16 protein-coding genes are annotated in these 17,366 nt (G+C 69.0%); 4 read left to right on the forward strand and 12 right to left on the reverse strand.

What is annotated here, in order from left to right; all coding sequences use genetic code 11:
* Nucleotides 1-9: 9 nt before the first annotated feature.
* Complete coding sequence (locus AC07ZS_RS09000) at nucleotides 10-1,338, reverse strand: TAXI family TRAP transporter solute-binding subunit (RefSeq protein ID WP_494798249.1); 1,329 nt, start codon at nucleotides 1,336-1,338, stop codon at nucleotides 10-12.
* A gap of 166 nt (nucleotides 1,339-1,504) precedes the next feature.
* On the opposite strand from AC07ZS_RS09000, the gene AC07ZS_RS09005 reads away from it, so the two are divergent.
* Nucleotides 1,505-2,470, forward strand: a complete 966-nt coding sequence (locus AC07ZS_RS09005) for a Bug family tripartite tricarboxylate transporter substrate binding protein (protein WP_494798250.1) — start codon at nucleotides 1,505-1,507, stop codon at nucleotides 2,468-2,470.
* Between the two features lie 24 nt (nucleotides 2,471-2,494).
* Here AC07ZS_RS09005 and AC07ZS_RS09010 read toward each other — a convergent pair whose 3' ends face one another.
* From AC07ZS_RS09010 to AC07ZS_RS09040, 7 genes are all read right to left on the reverse strand, one after another.
* Nucleotides 2,495-4,081: a methyl-accepting chemotaxis protein gene (locus tag AC07ZS_RS09010; RefSeq protein WP_494798251.1), complete on the reverse strand. Its 1,587-nt coding sequence runs from the start codon at nucleotides 4,079-4,081 to the stop codon at nucleotides 2,495-2,497.
* Between the two features lie 103 nt (nucleotides 4,082-4,184).
* Complete coding sequence (locus AC07ZS_RS09015) at nucleotides 4,185-4,913, reverse strand: copper-binding protein (protein ID WP_494798252.1); 729 nt, start codon at nucleotides 4,911-4,913, stop codon at nucleotides 4,185-4,187.
* A gap of 23 nt (nucleotides 4,914-4,936) precedes the next feature.
* Entirely contained in the window at nucleotides 4,937-5,452 is a 516-nt protein-coding gene (locus AC07ZS_RS09020; RefSeq protein WP_494798253.1) for a cupredoxin domain-containing protein, read from the reverse strand.
* 11 nt (nucleotides 5,453-5,463) lie between these two features.
* Complete coding sequence (locus AC07ZS_RS09025) at nucleotides 5,464-6,876, reverse strand: multicopper oxidase family protein (protein ID WP_494798254.1); 1,413 nt, start codon at nucleotides 6,874-6,876, stop codon at nucleotides 5,464-5,466.
* A gap of 1 nt (nucleotide 6,877) precedes the next feature.
* Nucleotides 6,878-8,254 (reverse strand): TolC family protein, encoded by a 1,377-nt coding sequence (locus AC07ZS_RS09030; protein WP_494798255.1) that lies wholly within the window; start codon nucleotides 8,252-8,254, stop codon nucleotides 6,878-6,880.
* A gap of 80 nt (nucleotides 8,255-8,334) precedes the next feature.
* On the reverse strand, nucleotides 8,335-8,691 hold the full coding sequence (locus AC07ZS_RS09035; protein WP_494798256.1) for a DUF2946 family protein: 357 nt from the start codon (nucleotides 8,689-8,691) through the stop codon (nucleotides 8,335-8,337).
* Nucleotides 8,692-8,732: 41 nt separating this feature from the next.
* The gene (locus AC07ZS_RS09040; protein ID WP_494798257.1) at nucleotides 8,733-9,806 is read right to left on the reverse strand and encodes a glycerophosphodiester phosphodiesterase; all 1,074 of its coding nucleotides are present in this window, start codon (nucleotides 9,804-9,806) and stop codon (nucleotides 8,733-8,735) included.
* Nucleotides 9,807-9,952: 146 nt separating this feature from the next.
* On the opposite strand from AC07ZS_RS09040, the gene AC07ZS_RS09045 reads away from it, so the two are divergent.
* The gene (locus tag AC07ZS_RS09045) at nucleotides 9,953-11,689 is read left to right on the forward strand and encodes a long-chain fatty acid--CoA ligase (protein ID WP_494798258.1); all 1,737 of its coding nucleotides are present in this window, start codon (nucleotides 9,953-9,955) and stop codon (nucleotides 11,687-11,689) included.
* 15 nt (nucleotides 11,690-11,704) lie between these two features.
* Here AC07ZS_RS09045 and AC07ZS_RS09050 read toward each other — a convergent pair whose 3' ends face one another.
* Complete coding sequence (locus AC07ZS_RS09050; protein ID WP_494798259.1) at nucleotides 11,705-12,385, reverse strand: Fe2+-dependent dioxygenase; 681 nt, start codon at nucleotides 12,383-12,385, stop codon at nucleotides 11,705-11,707.
* 18 nt (nucleotides 12,386-12,403) lie between these two features.
* On the reverse strand, nucleotides 12,404-14,614 hold the full coding sequence (locus tag AC07ZS_RS09055; protein WP_494798260.1) for a TonB-dependent receptor: 2,211 nt from the start codon (nucleotides 14,612-14,614) through the stop codon (nucleotides 12,404-12,406).
* 180 nt (nucleotides 14,615-14,794) lie between these two features.
* Here AC07ZS_RS09055 and AC07ZS_RS09060 point away from each other — a divergent pair, with 180 nt between their 5' ends.
* Together AC07ZS_RS09060 and acuI are read left to right on the forward strand one after the other, a co-directional pair.
* Complete coding sequence (locus tag AC07ZS_RS09060; RefSeq protein WP_494798261.1) at nucleotides 14,795-15,028, forward strand: hypothetical protein; 234 nt, start codon at nucleotides 14,795-14,797, stop codon at nucleotides 15,026-15,028.
* A 9-nt stretch (nucleotides 15,029-15,037) separates the two neighbouring features.
* On the forward strand, nucleotides 15,038-16,036 hold the full coding sequence (acuI, locus tag AC07ZS_RS09065; RefSeq protein ID WP_494798262.1) for an acrylyl-CoA reductase (NADPH): 999 nt from the start codon (nucleotides 15,038-15,040) through the stop codon (nucleotides 16,034-16,036).
* Nucleotides 16,037-16,039: 3 nt separating this feature from the next.
* Here acuI and AC07ZS_RS09070 read toward each other — a convergent pair whose 3' ends face one another.
* On the reverse strand, nucleotides 16,040-16,813 hold the full coding sequence (locus AC07ZS_RS09070) for a DUF2189 domain-containing protein (protein WP_494798263.1): 774 nt from the start codon (nucleotides 16,811-16,813) through the stop codon (nucleotides 16,040-16,042).
* Nucleotides 16,814-16,883: 70 nt separating this feature from the next.
* A complete protein-coding gene (locus AC07ZS_RS09075) occupies nucleotides 16,884-17,279 on the reverse strand; it encodes a bacteriohemerythrin (protein WP_494798264.1) in 396 nt (131 codons plus the stop codon).
* Nucleotides 17,280-17,366 lie beyond the last annotated feature (87 nt).

The following is a 17,366-nucleotide window of genomic DNA, read 5'->3' on the forward strand; positions in this document are numbered from 1 at the left end:
GCAAGGCCCTCAAGCCTTGCGCAGGAGCTTCTTGCGCACCAGGTGGATGTTGTTGCGCAGCGCGTAGAGCTCGTCGGTGTACGACAGCGGCACCACCACCTTTTCCACCTTGGCTTCCATCGCGTCCAGCTGCTCCAGCAGGTCCTGCGCGCTCTCGCTGTTGCTTTCGCTGCGCTGCTCCACGTCGCGCAGCTCGGCGTACCAGCGGAACACGCGTTTGCGGATTCGGAAGGTGTAGAGCGGCGGCACGATGCGCGAGAGCGGCAGGGCCAGCGCGATGATCAGACCCATGGCCAGCCACATGCGTTCGATCAGGTTGGCCAGCCAGAACGGCAGGTAGCGCTGCAGGAACGGCTGGCTGCCGCCCTTGATGGCGCGTTGCGCTTCGGGGGCGATGGGGACCTCGCTGTGTTCCAGGCTGGGGTATTCGCGCGCCCGGCTGAACCAGCTCGCGCCGCTGTGCAGGCTGGTGGCGGTCTGCGCGAACAGCTGCAGGATGGCCGGGTGCGTGTTCGCCTGCGCCAGCAGGCTGGTGGTGGAGGCGACCAGCCGCACATTGCGCGGCGGGATGTTGTGGGCCAGATCCACCACGCCTTGCGGCATCACGACCGGTGTGAGGTACCCGAAGCGGCGCGAATACGCCTCGCTCTGCGCGAAGTCCAGCAGCTTCACGCCGGGCGTCTGCAGCAGCATCTGCACCATCAGGGACTCGGGCGCCGACGCGAACACCACGGCATCGAGTTCGCCATTGAGGAAGGCCACCGTGGCCGGCGTCTGCTCCAGCTGGCTGAGGTGCATCTCGGCGTCGTTGAGGCGGTTGACTTCGAGCAGCGTGGAGAACAGGCGCGGCACGCCGCTGCCCGGCGTGCCCACGTTCACGCGCCAGCCCTTGAGCTCGGAGAGCTTGCTCACCGTGGCCGTCTTGCGCAGGCGCTTGGCCGCGTCCTCGCGGTAGAACAGCCACAGCGGCTCCACGAACAGGCTCCCCAGGGAGGTGATCGAGTCCTCGTCGTCGTAGCCGATGTCGGCCGTGCCGCCCTGCACGAAACCCAGGTCGGCCTGGCCGGTGCGCAGCAGCTCCAGGTTGGCGGACGAGCCTTCGGACGGCAGCAGCTCGACCGTGATGCCGTTGCGCGCGAGCGCTTCTGCATAGCGCTTGCCGAAGGCTTCGTAGGCGCTTTGCGCGGGGCCGGTGGCCAGCACCACCCGGTCCGGCGGGTTGGGTTTGAGCCACCAGTAGGTGAAGCAGAGCAGGGCGACCGTGAGGATGGCGAACGGGCCGGCAGACAGCAGCATCTCGCGCAGGGAGAGCAGGGTGTATCGCAGGGTCTTGGGCATGGCGCGACATTAGCATGCCGACCCACCGCGCCCGCTGTGACAGGATGTTCGACCGGCGCCCGCTTTTCTCCTGGCGGAATCCGCCCAATCTCGCTTTGACGCCCCGGAACGCGCTTCCTACGATGGCTCCATCGCTGCCTGTGGCGAAGATTCCAATGGAGACACCATGAAGACCCTTGCCTGCGGCGCATTCGCCGCGATCCTTGCCTGCGGTGCCGCCCAGGCGCAGCAGGATTTCCCCAACCGGAATGTGACCCTCGTGGTCGGCTACGCCGCCGGTGGCGCGATCGACCAGTCGGCCCGGCTCGTGGGCCAGGCGCTGGCCGCCAAGTGGGGGCAGTCGGTGATCGTCGAGAACCGTGCGGGCGCCAACGGCACCATCGCGGCGGCGGCGGTCGCCAACGCCAAGCCCGACGGCTATACCCTGCTGGTCACGGCCACCAGCCACACGCTCAACAAGTTCGTGGTCAAGGGCCTGCGCTACGACGTCGAAAAATCGTTCGCCCCGATCGCGCTCACCGTCGACGTGCCCAACGTGCTGGTGGTCAACGCCGCTTCGCCCTACCAGAACGTGGGCCAGCTCGTGGCCGCCCTGCGCGCGAAGCAGAAGGAATTCAGCTATGCGTCCCAGGGCATCGGGGGCATCCCGCACCTGGCCGGCGAGATCTTCAAGCTGCGCACCGGCACCGACATGCTCCACGTCCCCTACAAAGGCGCGGCGCCGGGCATGACCGACCTGGTGGGCGGCGTGGTCGACATGTCGTTCCCCTCGCCGGGGTCGATCACGGCCTTCGTCACGGCGGGCAAGCTGCGGGCGCTGGCGGTGACGTCGAGCCAGCGGTTTCCCTACCTCAAGGATGTGCCCACGTTCGCCGAGGCCGGCATCGCCGACTTCACCATCGGCACCTGGCACGGCGTGCTCGCAACGGCGGGCACGCCGCCGGCGATCGTCGCGAAGATCAATGCCGACATCAATGCGGTGATCCAGACGCCCGAGTTCCGCGAGGCCCTGGTGAAGCAAGGCAACGTTGCGGCCCAGCCGGTGACGCCGGCGCAGTTCTCGGCCAAGCTCTCCAGCGAGCTCAAGGCCTTCGAGGCGGTGGCGGCCAAGATCGACCTGAGCGCCAACTGAGCCGCAGGTCCGGCCCCGGCCGGATCAGGCCCGCGCGACCACCGCGCGTTGCTGCAGGCGGAAGACGCGCACCGCGTCGTTCATGACCTGGGCCTGGGCCTGCAGGGAGCCCGCAGCGGCGGCCAGTTGCTCGACCATGGCCGAGTTCTGCTGGGTCACCGAGTCGAGCTGGCCCACGGCCTGGTTGATCTGGCCCAGGCCCAGGGCCTGTTCCTGCGTGGCATGGGTGATGTCGGCGATCAGGCCGTTGACCTGTTCGACCGACTGCACCACCTCGGTCATGGTCTTGCCGGTGCTGTGCACGAGCTCGCTGCCGGCGGCCACCTGACCGGTCGATTCGTCGATCAGCGCCTTGATCTCCTTGGAGGCGGTCATGGTGCGCTGCGCCAGGCTGCGCACCTCACCCGCGACCACCGCGAAGCCGCGGCCCTGTTCGCCCGCCCGGGCCGCTTCCACGGCCGCGTTCAGGGCCAGGATGTTGGTCTGGAAGGCGATGCCGTCGATCACACCGATGATCTCGCCGATGCGGTTGGACGAGCGGCTGATGTCGTCCATGGTGTGGATCACGCGGGCCATGGCATCGTTGCCCTCGCGCGCCACGCTGGCCGAGCGTTGCGACAGCACCGAGGCTTCGCGCGACGCGTTCGCGCTCTGCTGCACCGTGCTGCTGAGCTCTTCCACCGAGGCGGCGGTCTGCTCCAGGCTGCTGGCCTGCGACTCGGTGCGCGAGGACAGGTCCTGGTTGCCGGCGGCGATCTGGCTGGAGGCCACCTGCACGCCCTCGACCTCGTGGCGCACGTCGGCCACGACGGCCTGCAGGTTCACGTTGAGCTGGTTGAGGGCTTTCGTGAGCTCGCCGAATTCGCCGTTGGCATGGCCCTGGAAACGGGCCGACAGGTCGCCCGCGGCCATCTGGTTGGCGAAGGCCACCGCCCGTTGCAGCGGCGTGAGCATCTGCTGGCGCAGCAGCAGGGCCGCCGCCGAGGCCACGGCCAGCAAGGCCGCGCCGGCACCGACGTGCGCCGCGGCGCCGTAGGGGGCGGCCAGTTCGCCCGTGACCAGGCCCGCCGCCGCCATGCCGACCGAGCACAGCGCCACGCGCTTGCCCAGCGTGAGCCGGGCCATGTCGCGCAGGCGGCCGATGGTGCCGCTCTGGACCACACGGCCCTGCCGCAGCGACAGCGCGACCCGGCCCTCGCCCTGTTCGCCCCGCATGCGGGCATACAGGGCCTCGGCCTGTTTCACCTGGTCGCGGGTGGGCGCGGTGCGCACCGACATGTAGCCCACCGTCTGGCCGTTCTCCAGCACGGGCGTGGCATTGGCTTCGACCCAGTAGTGGTCACCGTTCTTGCGCCGGTTCTTCACCAGGGCCGACCACGGCGAGCCGCTGGCCAGGGTGGCCCACATGTCGCGGAAGGCCTCGGCGGGCATGTCCGGGTGGCGGACGATGTTGTGCGGTTGCCCCAGGAGCTCGTCGCGCTCGAAACCGCTCACGGCCACGAAAGCCGGGTTGCAGTAGGTGATGCGACTTTGCAGGTCGGTGGTGGAAACCAGCGTGACCCCCTCGGGGATCACGAATTCGTTGTGTGTGACAGGCAGGTTGTTGCGCATGCCCCCCTTTTCGGCAATTGCTGCCAAAACCGAAGCAGAAAATCGCACCCACGCGCCTGTACTGTGGCCGGTTTGACATAGATCAAGCCGGCCGCAGCCCGGTTCAAGGCGCCGGTTCGAGGCTCAGCACGGTGTAGGCGCCGTTGAGCTTGTCGGCGGTGAAGCGCACCCTGTCGCCCGCCTTGACCTTGGCCAGCAGGGCCGGGTCGTGCGCCTGGAACACCATGGTCATCGGCGGCATGTCCAGGTTCTTGATCTCGCCGTGCTTGAGCGTGATCTTGCCCGCGGCGGTGTCGACCTTGCGCACCTCCGCCTCGCTGAACGGCAGCGCGCCGGCGGCATCGCCCGAAGTGGGCTTGAAGCCGCTGGCGGCCGTGCCCGCGTGGTGCTGGAACACGCGCGAGCTGCCGTCGCGCTGCACCAGCAGCACGTCGTAAGCATCGCGACGATCGCCGTACACCGGGCCGTCCATGCCCGGGCTGCCCACCGGCATGCCGGGCACGGCCAGACCGATCGCCTGGGGCTTCTCGGTCAGCAGGCGGCGGATCTCGCCGGCCGCCACATGGCCCTCGATCACGTAGCCGCCGACCAGGGCGGTGTGGCAGGAGCCGTACTTCGCGGGCAGGCCCAGGCGCTGGCGCACGGCGGTGTTGCCGGTGTCGAAGACCTGGACCTGGAAACCGTCGGCGCGCATGAGCGCGACCCAGTCGTTGCAGCAGCCGCAGTTGGGGTCTTTCCAGACCTGCAGCGCAGGGAGGGCCGGTTGGGCGAAGGCGCCCGCGCCGGCCAGGGACAGGCCGATCGCGGCGCTGAGCAGATGTCGTCTTTGCATGGGGTGCTCCTGGCAGAAGGCCGTCAGGCCTTGGGCTTGACGCGAATCGTGCCGCGCATGCCGGCCTCGAAGTGGCCGGCGATCAGGCAGGCGAACTCGAAATCACCGGGGCGGTTGAAGGTCCAGACGATGTCGCCGGTCTTGCCGGCGGGCACGTGGGCCATGTAGGGTTCGTCGTGCTCCATGCCGGGGTGCTTCTTCATCATCTCGGCGTGTGCCCTCAGTTCCGCGCCGGTGCCGAGCACGATCTCGTGCATCACCTTGCCCTTGTTGACGGCGCGCAGGCGCAGTGTCTCGCCCTCGCGCACCTCCAGGTGGTTGGGGCTGAGTTTCATGTCGTCGGTCATGCGGATCTCCACCGTGCGCGTGGCGGCGCCGGGCTCGCCGGCGATGCCCCAGGGCTTCTGTTCCTTGACCACCGTGCCGGCGGCTTTGCCGTGCTGGTCGCCGTGCGCGTGCGCGGCGGGCAGGGACAGGGCCCAGGGCAGGGCGAGCAGGCCGAGCTGGAACTGGCGGCGGTTGGTGTTGCGGGTTGTCATGGGGTGTCCTTTCAGTGGTGTGAGTGAGATGGGTTGGCTTCGGCGGCCGGTTTGCGCACCGTGGCGCCGGCAGGCTGGGCGGAGGGCGTCGGCCGGGTGGCGGCGGGGGCCGCACCGGTCTCGACCAGCCGGGCCTGCGTGCCCGGCGGCATGGCGTAGGGGCCGGGGTCGCTGTAGTCACCGGCCTTCTGGTCGGCGCGCACCTTGAGCGTGGTGAACATGCCGCCCATCTCGATCGGGCCGTAGGGGCCGGTGCCGGTCATCATGGGGAAGGTGTTGGCGGGCAGCTCCATCTGCATCTCGCCCATATCGGCCATGCCGCGTTCGCCCATCACCATGTAGTCGGGCGCGGCGCGCTGCAGGGGTTTCACCAGGCCCCGGTGGTCGGCACCGATCATGGTCGGCACGCTGTGCCCCATCGCGCCCATGGTGTGGTGGCTCTTGTGGCAGTGCATGGCCCAGTCGCCCGGCTCGTCGGCCACGAACTCGATCTGCCGCATCTGGCCCACGGCCACGTCGGTGGTCACCTCGGGCCAGCGCGACCCCTTGGGCGTGGGGCCGCCGTCGGTGCCGGTCACCTCGAACTCGATGCCGTGGATGTGGATCGGGTGGTTGGTCATGGTGAGGTTGCCCACGCGCACCCGCACGCGCTCGCCCAGGCGCGCCACCAGCGGCGTGATGCCGGGGAACACGCGGCTGTTCCAGGCCCAGATGTTCTGCTCCAGCATGGTGTTGACCTGCGGCGTCATGCTGCCGGGCTCGACGTCGAAAGCGTTGAGCAGGAAGCAGTAGTCGCGCTGCACGTCGTCGATCTGCGGGTGCTTCTGCTTCGGGTGCGTGACCCAGAAGCCCATCATGCCCATGGCCATCTGCACCATCTCGTCGGCGTGCGGGTGGTACATGAAGGTGCCGGGCCGGCGCGCGGTGAACTCGTAGACGAAGGTCTTGCCGGCCGGGATGGCGGGCTGGTTCAGCCCGCCCACGCCGTCCATGCCGTTGGGCAGGCGCTGGCCGTGCCAGTGGATGGTGGTGTGCTCGGGCAACCGGTTGGTGACGTAGAGGCGCACGCGGTCGCCTTCCACCACCTCGATGGTCGGTCCCGGGCTCTGGCCGTTGTAGCCCCACATGTTGACCAGGAAACCGGGCGCGACCTCGCGCACCACGGGTTCGGCCACCAGGTGGAACTCCTTCACGCCGTTGTTCAGGCGCCAGGGCAGGGTCCAGCCGTTGAGCGTGACCACCGGGTTGTAAGGCCGGCCCGCGCCGGTCACGCCCGGGGGCGTCCAGGGTGCGGCGGTGTCGGCCGAGGTCTGCTGCACGGCTTCGGGCAGGGCGGCGAGCGCCACGCGGCTGACGCTCGCGGCGGCGACCGCCGTGGCGGCCGCGCCGGCAAAAAAGTGTCGTCGGTTGAGGGATGGGGTCATGTCAGTGTCCTGCGGCAGCGGCCGTGCCGTTGCCGGATGAAGAGGAGGGGGTGTCGGGGCCGGCGTAGTCGGCGCCCGCGAGCAGGGCCTGCCAGTCGGCCTGGGCGAGCCAGTAGCCGCGGCGCGCCTGCAAGGCGGCGTCGAGCGCGCCCAGGCGCTCGCGGGCGCTGGCCAGCAGCTCCCAGGTGCTTTGCAGCATGCCGTTGTAGCGCAGCTGGGTTTCCTGCTCCAGGGCGGTCTGCAGCTGGGTCACCACGGTCTGCGCGTGCCGGGCGCTGGCATGGCGGATCTGCAGCGCGGTCCAGGCCTGGCGCGCCATGGAGCGCCGTTCGACGGCCTGCCGCAGCAGCGCCGCTTCGGTGCCCACGGCGCGCTCCAGCGTGTGGTCGCGCAACAGGCTCAGGTTGTCGATGTGGGGGGGGGCCGACGCGGTGCCGGGCAGGGCGGCGAGGGCGGTCTCGACCGCTTCGCTCCAGGCCTGCCGGCGCGCGTCCGATGCGGGGGCGATGTCGCGCCCCGCGAGCAGCCGGGCCTGCGCCAGCGTGGGGTGGCTGCGCAGCACGGCGGCCTCCAGCGTGGTCTCGTTCGCGCCTTCGCCGGGCGAGGGGTTCGCTGGCAGCTCGGGCAGGCTGGTGGGCAGTTGCTCGCCGAGCTGCGCCACGGCCTGCGCGTCCCACAGGCCCAGCAGGCGGGCCAGCCGTTCCTGGGCGCTCAGGGTGGCGCTGCGCGCGTTCACGCTGGCCTGCCAGGCGCTGGCCTCGATCAGCTGCTCGCGCATCTGCCGGGCCTGGCTCCAGTTGCCGGCCGCCACCATGCGCCGGCCCAGTTCGCTGCCGGTTCGGGTGGCGTCCAGCGCCTCGGCGAGCAGGCGCTCGCTCTGGCGCGCGGCCACGGCATCGATCCAGGCGCGCTGGAGGTCTCGCACATGCGCGGCATAGGCCACGGCCACCTGGCGTTGGGCCAGGGGGTTCATGTCGGCGTGGGTGAAGAGCTCGGGCCGGTGCCGCAGCGAAAGCCGCAGCGCCTGGGTGAGGTCCAGGGTCGGCCCGCGCCGGGGCTCGGTGCGGGCTTCACCCGCCTGGGCCGATTCCCAGCGCAGCAGGTCGGCATGGCCGCGCGGGAACTCGGCCACGCGCTGGTTGGCGCGCTGCCAGATCGCCCGCGCGGCCGCGATGTCGGTCGGCAGCGCGGGCAGGTCGGTGTGGCCCGTGGGCGGCAGCACCAGGGGCGCTGCGGTGGTGGGGCGGGCCGGATCGGCCGCGCCGAGGGCGTCGGAAGACTGGGCGTGGGCCGAGGCCAGGGCCAGGGCGCAGCCGATGAAGAGGCCGGCCCGCGCGCGGGTGGGCCCAGGTGGCGACATTCGCCAGAAAAGGGACATGGAAATCTCCTGAAGACACAAACCAGCGCCCACGGCGCGCCCTCATCGGGCGGCTGCGGACGCACCTCGGGTGTGTGCGCTCAGGAAATGGGTGGCTTGATGCTCCGGTGCGGTTCGGAGCTGACGAAGCGCTCGGCCGGGGGCGCGAGCAGGCCGTGCTGCGGCGGCAGCGCGGGCACGGCGGGCACCGAGAGTGCCATCGCCGGGCCGTTGCAGACCTCGCAGCTTTTGTGGGTGTGTTCGCCGCCGCTGTCTTGCTGGCTGGCGTTGTGCTCATGGCCCTGGGCGTGGTCGCCGGCCATGGTGTGGTCTGTGCCGGACGCCGCGTGGTGCATGGTCTGCGCCGGTGCGGCCAGCATGGCCACCGCCATGGCGTCGCCCATCCAGCCGCGAATCGGCAGCAGGGCGATCATGAGGGCGAGCAACAAGTGGCGCATGGCCTGGAATGATACGGCCTGACCCGATTTGGTTCCCGGGGTCAGGGCAGTTGCGGCGCGACGCCGAAGCGCGGCGGCGGCGGAGGCAGGATCTCTTCCACCGGCTCGGCGGCCTTCGCCGCGCGCGGCAGCACCTGGGGCGGCAGGGCCATGCCGCGCCGCTGCATCACCGTGCGCAGGCGGTCCGGGTAGTCGGTGATGATGCCGTCCACGCCCCAGTCGATCAGGCGCGCCATGTCCTGCGTTTCGTTCACCGTCCAGGGGATCACGCGCAGCTCCAGCGAGCGGGCCCGCTGCAGCAGGTGCTGGTCGATGTCGTTGAAGTTGGGCGACCAGAGCTTGCCGCCGGCGGCGGCCACCATGCCCGGCGCGTCTTCGTGGTCGGCCAGCCGCAGGCCGGCCGTCCATTCGGTGTTCTTCAGCGTGTTGCGGGACGACAGGTAGGACAGCGGCATGCCCGGCGCGAGCTGGCTGGCCACCTTCTGGATGCGCCAGTCGAAGCTCTGCAGGCTCACGCGCTGGCTCATGCCGTGGGCCTTGATCACCGCCAGCACCGCGCGCACGAAAGTCTCCGGCGGAGGCGATTCGTCCGGCTTGCCGGGATGGATCTTGAGCTCGATGTTGAAGCGCACCTGATGGGCACCGAGCTGGCGCACGCGCTCGAACAGCGCGGCCAGGGTCGGGATGCGCTGGCCGTCCTGGGCCTGCTGTTCGGCGAAGTCGCGCGCGTAGCGGCTGGCCGGGTTGATGCGGCCCACGTCCCAGGCGGCGATCTCGGCCAGCGTGAGGCGGTGGAAGGGCTGGCCGCGCGACTGCAGCCAGCGCCCGTCGGCGTCGCGCGTGAGGTCGGGGTTGGGTGCGATGTCGTGCGAGATCACCGGCACGCCTTCGGCACTGAGCACCACGTCGAGTTCGAGCGTGCTCACGCCGACGGCCAGGGCGCGCTCGAAGGCGGCGAGCGTGTTCTCGGGGGCCAGGCCGCGCGCGCCGCGATGACCCTGCAGGTCAAAGGCCAGCGCGGCGCTGGCGCACCAGAGCGAGAGCCCGAGGGCGGTGGTGCAGCTCCAGCGGATCCAGGTCAGGCGTTGAACGCCCTGCACAGCGTGTTCGTTCATGGGGCGCAGTCTGACAGCCTACGATGACCGATGCAAGACAGCCCGGGGAGACCTTCGCCCGCGGTCTCTCGCGCGACAAGCGCGGGTTTCGGGGGCTCGGGGCGCCCCGTATGCTTGTTCCACAACACCTCTGACGGAGACAAGTGATGAGCAGCACCACCGAGGGAGGGCGTGCCACGTCCACGCCCGATCCGCACGCGCACCACCGCTTCTGGCCCACGCGGCTGCCTCACCGCATCACGACGCCGGCCACCTCGCTCTGGCAGAACCTGGTGGTGAGCGCGCAGCGCTATCCCGACAAGCCCGCGCTGGTGTTCTTCGACCGTGTGCTCACCTACCGCGATCTGCACGCGCAGGCCGAGCGCCTGGCGGCGCATCTGCGGCAGCAAGGTGTGCAGGACGGCGACCGGGTGATCCTGTTCATGCAGAACTGCCCGCAGTGGGTGGTGGCGCATTTCGCCATCCTGCGCGCCAACGCGGTGGTGGTGCCGGTCAACCCGATGAACCGGGCCGAGGAGCTCAAGCATTACATCCTCGACCCCGACGCGCGCGTGGCGGTGGCCGCCGCCGACCTGGCCGGTGAGCTGCTCAAGGCCAACAACGATGTGCGCGAGGGCGACCGCCTGCGCCACCTGGTCGTGTCGCACTACAGCGATGCGATCGGCCCGCAGGCCGAGATACCGCCCGCCTGGGGCGATTGGCTGGGCACGCGCCACCCCACGCCCGAGCTGCCCGGCGGCACGGTGAGCGACTGGGCCGAGGCGCTGGCCTGCAGCGGCACCGCGCCCGCGCACAACCGCGGGCCGGACGACCTCGCGGTGCTGCCTTACACCAGCGGTACCACGGGCCTGCCCAAGGGCTGCATGCACCCGCACCGCACGATCATGCACAACGCGGTGGGCGTGGGCCTGTGGACGCACAGCACCTCGGAGAACGTGGGCCTGCTGGTGGTGCCGATGTTCCACATCACCGGCATGGTGGCCGGCATGCACGCGGGCGTGTACAACGGCTCGACGATGGTGGTGATGCCGCGCTGGGACCGCGAGCTCGCCGGCCGGCTCATCTCGCGCTGGCGCTGCACCCACTGGACCAACATCCCCACCATGGTGATCGACCTGCTCGCCAGCCCGAACTTCGCGCAGTACGACCTCTCCAGCCTGGTGCTGGTGGGGGGCGGCGGCGCGGCCATGCCGCAGGCCGTGGCGCAGCGGCTGCTCGATCAGTACGGCCTGCGCTATTCGGAGGGCTATGGCCTGACCGAGACCGCCGCGCCCTCGCACAACAACCCGCCCGACCACCCCAAGCAGCAATGCCTGGGCATCCCCTTTCTGGGCACCGATGCGCGTGTGGTGGACCCGATCACGCTGCAGGAGATGCCGCAAGGCGAAACCGGAGAAATCATCATCCACGGCCCCGAGGTGTTCGACGGCTACTGGAAGCGCCCCGAGGCCACCGAGGCCGCCTTCATCACCTTCGAGGGCAAGCGCTTCTTTCGCTCGGGCGATCTCGGCCGCGTGGACGAGGACGGTTACTACTTCATCACCGATCGCCTCAAGCGCATGATCAACGCCAGCGGCTTCAAGGTCTGGCCGGCCGAGGTCGAGGCGCTGATGTTCAAACACCCGGCGATCGCCGAGGCCTGTGTGATCGCGACCATGGACGCTTACCGGGGCGAGAGCGTGAAGGCGGTCGTGGTGTTGCGCGAATCGGCGCGCGGCACGACCAGCGAGCAGGCCATCGTGGACTGGTGCCGCGAGAACATGGCGGCCTACAAGTGCCCGCGCACGGTCGAGTTCGTCAGCGCGCTGCCCAAGAGCGGCAGCGGCAAGGTGATGTGGCGCCTGCTGCAGGAGCAGGAGGTCATGAAGGCGCAGGGCGGTTGAGCCGGCGTCCCCCGGTCAGGCCTGCGACCACATCCGCAGCAGGTTGTGGTACGTGCCCGACAAGGGGGCGAGACCCGGGTCTTCCGGGTGCCGCACGCCGAGCTGTTGAATCTGCTGATCGAGGTCGAACAGCAGGCGACGCTGCTCCGCCGACGCGACCAGGCTGTGGGTCCAGAAGAAGCTGCCGTAGCGTGTGCCCCGGGTCACGGGGTTGACGCGGTGCAGGCTGGTCCCGGGATAGACGATGGCGTCCCCGGCCGGCAGCTTGATGCTCTGCTGACCGAAGCTGTCTTCCACCACGAGTTCACCGCCGTCGTACTCCCCGGGGTCGCTCAGGAAGACGGTGGTGGACACGTCCGTGCGCACCTTGATGGCGCTGCCCGGAATGGTGAAGAAGGCGTTGTCGATGTGGCTGCCGTAGTTGCCGCCACCCTCGTAGCGGTTGAACCGCGGCGGCAGCACCTTGAGCGGCAGCGTGGCCGAGATGAACAGCGGGTTGCTGCCCAGCTTGTCCAGGATCAGATTCCCGAGCTGCTGGGCCACCGGACTGTCCAGCGGCAACTGAAGGTTTTCCTTGACCTGGGCGGCCAGGCTGCCGGCCGTCGCGCGCCCGTCCTGCCACGGCGCCGGTTCGAGCGCCTCGCGGCATTGGCGAACTTCGTCCGGGGTGAGCAGGGCGGGGATGCGGAGCATCATGGCGCGAGCGGCGTGGCCTCAGTAGGTGAACTTCATCGATGCGACGGCCGAGCGGCCTGCCGCGATGTTGGCGTAGTGCGGCGAACGGACACCGGTGTAGTAGACCTTGTCGCCCAGGTTGTACAGGTTGAGCTGGGCGGTGAGGTTGCGGTTGATCTGGTAGGCCACCATCGCATCGTAGCGCGCATAACCGCCCTGGCCCTTGGTGACGATGCCACCGTCGACCGTGGAGCGGATGTAGCCCTGGTTCACCTGGCTCTGCGCATAGACGCCGAAGCCCACGGTGAGTTGCGGCATGGGGTTGTAGCTGGTCCACAGGCTGACGCTGTGGCGCGGCGTGTTCGGGAACGGCATGCCGTTGGCGACGTTGCCCGCGCCCATGTTCGTCTGCTCGCTGTCCATGAAGGTGTAGCCGCCGAACACGCTCAGGCCCGGCATGACGCGACCCGAGAAGCCCAGCTCGATACCGTTGACCACCTTGTTGCCACCCATGTAGGTGATGCCGTTCTCGGTGATGCGCACGTTGGTGACTTCGTTGCGGAACAGCGCGGCGGTCAGGGCCAGCTTCTTGTCCATCACGTCCCACTTCGTGCCGATCTCGATGGAGCGGGTCTTTTCAGGGTCGAGGTCCGCCAGCACCGGGGTGGTGATGGTGAGGTCTTCGTTGCCGTTGCCCAGCGCGGCGCCGCCCGGCCGGGAGGAGGTGCCGATGCTGGCGTAGACGCTGCCGTTCTCGGCCGGCTTGAACACCACGCCCAGCTGGTAGTTGAGCAGGGTGTCGGCGCTGGCGAGGCTGGTGGTCGGCGTGATGGCGGTCACCTTGTAGTGGTCGGCCCGCACCCCTGCGTTGACCAGCCATTGCTCGCTCAGCTTCAAGGTGTCGAAACCATACAGCGCCGTGGTGTCGATGCTGTTGACGGTGGCCAGCGGCAGCGTGTATGGGTAGCTCCAGGCCACCGAGCTGTCCGGGTTGTTGAGCGAGGCGCACCACATGGTCACAGCCGTGCAGTTGCTGGTCGCGTTGTTCTGAACCGCCGTCGAGCGCACCGCCGAGCGTTCCTTGGCGAGCTCCAGGCCGAGGGCGTAGGTGTGGCCCACGGAGCCGGTCTGCGCCTTGCCGCTGAATTCGGAGACGTTCTGCAGCGTGTTCACTTCCGACACCCGTGCATTGCCGCGCCGCCACACATAGCCCTTGATCGCGTTGCCCTTGCTGTCGTCCGGCTGCGTCCACAGGTAGTCCTGGGACGACTTGCTTTGGCGCGTGGTGTTGCGGAACGTGTTGGTGTCGCTGAACTTGTGCTGGATGGACGCGGTGAACAGGTCGCTCTCTTCCTTCTGGTAGTCGCGCGCCTTCACGCCGTACCAGTTCTCGCGGTTCGTGCCGTACGTGGGGCGCACTTCGCTGCCGCCGGGCAAGGTCGCCGCCGCGGCGTTGGAGTACAGGTAGGGCACGCCGCCGTCGGGGATGTCATTGGTCTGGAGGTGTTGCCAGGACAGCGAGACCTCGGTGGGCGTGCCCATGCCGAAGGTCACGGTAGGAGCGATGCCCCAGCGCTTGTTCTCAGGGCCGTTGCGCCCGGCCACATCGGCCTCGTGCACCATGGCGTTGAGGCGGATGCCGGTGGTTTCACCCACCACGCGGTTCAGATCCAGCGTGCCCCGGCGGTACGCATCGGTGCCCACGCCCACGGAGCCGGCAATGAAGTTTTCGTTCTTGGCCTTCTTGGCCGTCAGGTTCACCGAGCCGCCGGCGCCGCCACGGCCGGCGTAGGCCGAATCGGCACCCTTGATGACTTCCACGGACTCCAGGTTGAAGACTTCGCGGTTGCCGGCGGCGATGTCGCGCATGCCGTCCACGAAGGTGCTGGCCTGGGCGTCCATGCCGCGAATGAAGGGCTGGTCGCCGGTCGGGTTGCCGCCTTCGCCGGTGCCGAAGGTGATGCCCGGCACGGAGCGCAAGGCGTCCTGCAGGGAGGTGGCACCCGTCTGCTGCAGCAACTCCTCATTGATGATCTGGACGGTTTTCGGCGTATCGACCAGTGGCGCCGTGAACTTGACCGAGGGGGCCGCGTCCGTCTTGAGCGGGGCTTCCTGGGTGGACGTCACCGTGACGGTGCTCAGGGTGGCGGACTGCTGCGCGAAGGCGGTGGCGCCGGCCAGGCACAGGCCCGCGGCGAGCGGCCAGGTGACGACGGTTTGCGAGGGAGCGAAAGCGGGCGGTTTCTTCATTTGCGTAGAAAGGTAAGTACAAGTTGCAATGGCAACCGGGATTCTTTTCTGCAAATGAGAATGATTCGCTTAACGAATTCTTAAGACGATCTTAAGTCACATTGTTTCCTTAATTCAGTGGACTGATTGCAACATCGGCCGGCGCCGTGCCTGCCCGTTCGGCGCCGGCACAATAGGCCAATGCCTTCCCCGTCCGAGACCCTTCGCCGCCTCTGGCAACCCCACCGGGGCCTGTTCTGGCTCATGGTCGGTTTGCAGCTGCTGTCGTCCTGCATCGTGCTGTTCGTGCAGATCACCGATCCGCCCGACGCGTTGCGCCTCGTGCTCGGCCTGATGGCATTGACCGACTCCCTGCTGGCCTGGTGGCTCACGGTGCGGCTGTGGCGCGAGTCGGCCCCCGCCCCCAACCCTTAGGAGATGACCATGTTCCAGGCCCTCTTGATCACCAAGCCCGAATCGGGCTACCGCTGTGAGCTCGCGCAGCTCGACGAATCACAGTTGCCCGCCAACGGCGACGTGACCGTGCGCGTGGACTACTCGACCGTCAACTACAAGGACGGCCTGGCCATCACCGGCCGGTCGCCCGTGGTGCGCAGCTTTCCCATGGTGCCCGGCATCGACTTCGCCGGCTCGGTGACGCAGAGCGACCACCCGAAATGGAAAGCCGGCGACCGCGTGTTGCTCAACGGCTTCGGCGTGGGCGAAACGCATTGGGGTGGGTTGTCGCAGATGGCGCGCGTCAAGGGCGACTGGCTCGTGGCCTTGCCCGACTCGCTGAGCGAGCGCGACGCCATGTCGCTGGGCACGGCGGGCTACACCGCCATGTTGTGCGTGCAGGCGCTGCAGAAGCACTGGGCCGAGGCGGGCGTGGCCGCCGGCAGCGGCGAGGTGCTGGTGACCGGCGCGGGTGGCGGCGTGGGCAGCGTGGCGATCTCGCTGCTGGCCGGCCTGGGCCACACCGTGGTGGCCTCCACCGGCCGGCCGCAGGAAGCTGATTATTTGAAGGCGCTCGGCGCAGCCAGCGTGATCGATCGCAACGAACTGAGCGCGCCGGGTAAACCGCTGCAGAAGGAACGCTGGATCGGCGTGGTGGATTCGGTGGGCAGCCACACGCTGGCCAACGCCTGCGCGAGCACGCGCTACGGAGGTGCGGTGGCGGCCTGCGGCCTGGCCCAGGGCATGGACCTGCCCGCGAGCGTGGCGCCTTTCATCTTGCGGAGCGTCACGCTCTGCGGCATCGACAGCGTGATGGCGCCCATGGCCAGGCGCGAGGCCGCGTGGGACGCGCTGGCGAAAACGCTCAACCGCGAACAGCTCGCGTCGATCACGAAGGAGATTTCGTTGCCCGACGCGATCGCCGCCGGCAGCGAGATCCTGGCCGGCCGGGTGCGCGGTCGCCTCGTGGTGAACCTCAAGTCCTGAAGCTCAGCGCGGGGGCACCACCTGGCGGTAGGCGTGCCAGGTGGCGTGCCCCACCACCGGCCCGACAACGATCAGGCCGAGAAACCAGGGCAACATCGCCAGCACCACCAGCAACGTGATCAGGGCGCCCCACCAGGCCATCACCCCCGGGTTCTGCAGGCAGGCGCGGATGCTGGTGAGGCCGGCGGACACCGCGTCGACCTCGCGGTCCAGAATCATCGGAATCGAGATCGCGCTGGTGACGAAGATCAGACCCGCGAACACGCCGCCCACCAGCGTGTAGGTGATCAGGAATTCCAGGTTCTCGGGGGCCAGCAGCTGCGCGACCAGGTTGGCCGTGTCGGGCATGGTGCTGAAGGTCACCGCAAACACCACCAGCGAAGCGCGGCCCCACAGCATTTCCAGGATGAGCAGCACGCCCGCAAAGATGGCGATCGAGCCCTTGGTCTGTTCCCAGGCCAGCAAAGAGTCCGGCAGCGAGGGCTCGCGGCCTTCCTCCAGGGCACGGCTCACGTGGTACAGGCCCAGGCAGAGGAAGGGCCCCAGCAGCAGGAAGCCTGCGGAGAGCGCCAGCACATAGGCCGGTGCGGCGCGGAACACCGCCATCAGCGCGTGTCCCATGAGAAAGAAACACAGACCGTAGAACAGGCCGACGCGGCTGCGCAGGAAGTCGTTCCAGCCCAGGCGCAGCCAGCGCAGCGGGTCGCCGGCCTTCAGCTCCGCCAGGGGCAGGTCGAACACCGACGGCGGTGGTGGCGGTGGGGATTCTTCGGCCATGTCTTGTCTCCTCGGGTGATGGCGCGCCACCTCGTGGGTGGGTGGCTGTGGCGCCCGGAAATGTAGCGGATCAGGCGAGCGCGTGCCGTCGCAGGTGCAGCGCCAGTGCGGCGTCGAACGCGTGCGTGTGCTTGGCGAACCACGAGCCCAGCTCGCGCGACATCTGGCGCACCGGCTCCAGCTGGCCGTTGCGGAGCTGCCCCAGGCCATCGCGCAGCAGGTTCAACACCACACGGTGTTGCAGCGCGTGTGCGTCCGCCTGGCCGTGGCCGGTCTCCTGCATCCAGGTGTCTTCCCGGCCGAAATGCGCGGCCACATGCGACACGAGCTCGGCCCAGGCCTGCGGCAGTTCCGCATCGCTCGCCGCCTGGGCGCGTGCCAGCCGCGCCATGAGTTCGCGGTTCATGCTGTCCAGCGGGTCGAAGTCCAGCCAGAGGGCCGGGGTCCATTGCGCGGTGCTTTCCATCGGGTGCTGCTCCTTGGGCCGTAGCTTGGCAGCGGGGGCGCGCCGGCGTCTTGATCCAGCGCAAACGCCGGCCTCGCCCAAGGCCCG

It is taken from the genome of Hydrogenophaga sp. GW456-12-10-14-TSB4, assembly GCF_059424305.1.

Excerpts from the sequence above, each read along its gene's own strand:
- AC07ZS_RS09030 (WP_494798255.1), bottom strand. The coding sequence starts at position 8,254 with ATGTCCCTTTTCTGGCGAATGTCGCCACCTGGGCCCACCCGCGCGCGG.
- AC07ZS_RS09010 (WP_494798251.1), bottom strand. The coding sequence starts at position 4,081 with ATGCGCAACAACCTGCCTGTCACACACAACGAATTCGTGATCCCCGAG.
- AC07ZS_RS09025 (WP_494798254.1), bottom strand. The coding sequence starts at position 6,876 with ATGACCCCATCCCTCAACCGACGACACTTTTTTGCCGGCGCGGCCGCC.
- AC07ZS_RS09050 (WP_494798259.1), bottom strand. The coding sequence starts at position 12,385 with ATGATGCTCCGCATCCCCGCCCTGCTCACCCCGGACGAAGTTCGCCAA.
- AC07ZS_RS09020 (WP_494798253.1), bottom strand. The coding sequence starts at position 5,452 with ATGACAACCCGCAACACCAACCGCCGCCAGTTCCAGCTCGGCCTGCTC.
- AC07ZS_RS09075 (WP_494798264.1), bottom strand. The coding sequence starts at position 17,279 with ATGGAAAGCACCGCGCAATGGACCCCGGCCCTCTGGCTGGACTTCGAC.
- acuI (WP_494798262.1), top strand. The coding sequence starts at position 15,038 with ATGTTCCAGGCCCTCTTGATCACCAAGCCCGAATCGGGCTACCGCTGT.
- AC07ZS_RS09000 (WP_494798249.1), bottom strand. The coding sequence starts at position 1,338 with ATGCCCAAGACCCTGCGATACACCCTGCTCTCCCTGCGCGAGATGCTG.
- AC07ZS_RS09040 (WP_494798257.1), bottom strand. The coding sequence starts at position 9,806 with ATGAACGAACACGCTGTGCAGGGCGTTCAACGCCTGACCTGGATCCGC.
- AC07ZS_RS09045 (WP_494798258.1), top strand. The coding sequence starts at position 9,953 with ATGAGCAGCACCACCGAGGGAGGGCGTGCCACGTCCACGCCCGATCCG.
- AC07ZS_RS09060 (WP_494798261.1), top strand. The coding sequence starts at position 14,795 with ATGCCTTCCCCGTCCGAGACCCTTCGCCGCCTCTGGCAACCCCACCGG.
- AC07ZS_RS09035 (WP_494798256.1), bottom strand. The coding sequence starts at position 8,691 with ATGCGCCACTTGTTGCTCGCCCTCATGATCGCCCTGCTGCCGATTCGC.
- AC07ZS_RS09055 (WP_494798260.1), bottom strand. The coding sequence starts at position 14,614 with ATGAAGAAACCGCCCGCTTTCGCTCCCTCGCAAACCGTCGTCACCTGG.
- AC07ZS_RS09005 (WP_494798250.1), top strand. The coding sequence starts at position 1,505 with ATGAAGACCCTTGCCTGCGGCGCATTCGCCGCGATCCTTGCCTGCGGT.
- AC07ZS_RS09015 (WP_494798252.1), bottom strand. The coding sequence starts at position 4,913 with ATGCAAAGACGACATCTGCTCAGCGCCGCGATCGGCCTGTCCCTGGCC.
- AC07ZS_RS09070 (WP_494798263.1), bottom strand. The coding sequence starts at position 16,813 with ATGGCCGAAGAATCCCCACCGCCACCACCGCCGTCGGTGTTCGACCTG.